Raw genomic sequence first — 1,504 nt, 5'->3', positions numbered from 1 at the left:
GGTCGCGTCCTCGGAGCGGTGTAAAAGGCTCGACGAGGTAGGTGCCGTGAGTGGATCTTAGGCGGCCTCGGTGGCGGGTGCCAAGGCTGGCTCGTCGGTGGGACGGAGCTGGGCAGGCGGGTGGAGTAGTGCTCGGCGGAGGTCTTGCAGGATGCGCAGGCCCTTGCTGGTCATGGTGAAGCCACGCCAGCCACGAGCTGCCCGATCCAGCACTGCCCAGACCAGGGACACGCAGGAGGTCTCGCCGGGGAAGCGGCCGATGACCTTGACGCGGCGGCGGGTCTCGCCGAAGGTGCGCTCGATGAAGTTGGAATGCCGGATGCGCTTGTGGTGCTCGATCGGGAAGCGCAGGTAGGTGGTCAAGCTCTGCCGGTCGGTGAGCAGGCACTTGATCGCCGCCGGATAGCGGCCGCCCCAGGTGTCGGCGAAGGCGTCAATGCGCCGCTGGACAAGGTCGACCAGCGGCTGCCCGACGGTGACGTCGTCGCCCAGCTCGCTGAGGTCGAAGATGTTCCAGTAGGCGGCCTTCACCTCCGCCTGATCGCCGGCGCTGACCTTCGCGGTCACATTGCGGAGGCGATGCACCAGACACCGTTGGCGTAGCGAAGTGGGGAAGACCTGCTCGGCGGCGCTGATCAGGCCGGGCGCGCCGTCGGAGATGATCAGTAGCGGCGGCGTGAGGCCGCGGGCGGTCAGGTCGGTCAGGAAGTCGTGCCAGGCGTCGGTGGACTCCGCTGCGGCGGCGGCCAGGCCGACGAAGACGGGCTTGCCGGCGGTGGTGATGCCCCAGGCGGCCAGGATCGGCTCGGCCCGGCTCCCGTCGTGCATTTTGAAGTGCGAGGCGTCCAGGAACAGGTAGTCCAGCTCGATGCCGGATAGGTCGCGGCGGCACCAGGAGTCGTACTCGGCCACGATGGCTTGGCAGATGGTCGAGACCGTCGATTTGGACAGGGCGGCTTCGGGGCCGAGCGCGTCGGCCAGTGCGCCTTCGACGTCGCGCACGCTCAGGCCGCGTACGAAGGAGGCGATCACGAGTGTCTCCAGGGCGTGGGTGCGGGTGACGCCGGTGCCGAACAGGCGGGAGGCGAACTTGTCGGTGGTGCCGCGCAGCTTGGGCCGGGCGATGGTGATCGGGCCGCTGGTGGTCTTGACGGTGGTCGGGCAGTGGCCGTTGCGGTAGCCCGGCCGCACCGCTCTGTCTTCCTCGTTGCTTTCCTCGGCGGTGACGGTGGCGGCGCGCTGGTAGCGGGCGCGGCCGAGGAAAGCGTCGACCTCGGCTTCGACGGCGGTCTGGATGATCAGGCGGGCGCCGAGCCGGGCGACGTCCTCGATGACCTCGACCAGGTCACGATCGGCGGCGAACAGGGCGTCGATCTCGGCACGGATGGCCTGGGTAGGCGATACTCGACGGGTCACGAGCGTGGGGCCTTTCTTCGTGCGAACTTGGCGGTTCAACACGGAACCTACGCTCGTGATCTATTTACACCGCATCTCGGACGCGACC

The 1,504-nt window shown here is 68.4% G+C and carries 1 protein-coding gene; it reads right to left on the bottom strand.

All coding sequences use genetic code 11. The annotated features are described in order from the left end of the window. Positions 1–57: 57 nt before the first annotated feature. Positions 58–1,416 (bottom strand): IS256 family transposase, encoded by a 1,359-nt coding sequence (locus ACTMTI_RS56800; protein WP_441129397.1) that lies wholly within the window; start codon positions 1,414–1,416, stop codon positions 58–60. Positions 1,417–1,504: the final 88 nt, after the last annotated feature.

This window comes from Nonomuraea sp. H19 (assembly GCF_052068215.1).
Classification (GTDB): Bacteria; Actinomycetota; Actinomycetes; order Streptosporangiales; family Streptosporangiaceae; genus Nonomuraea.
The sequence above is the reverse complement of the archived record's forward strand: the minus strand, read 5'-3'. Positions and strand labels throughout refer to the sequence as shown.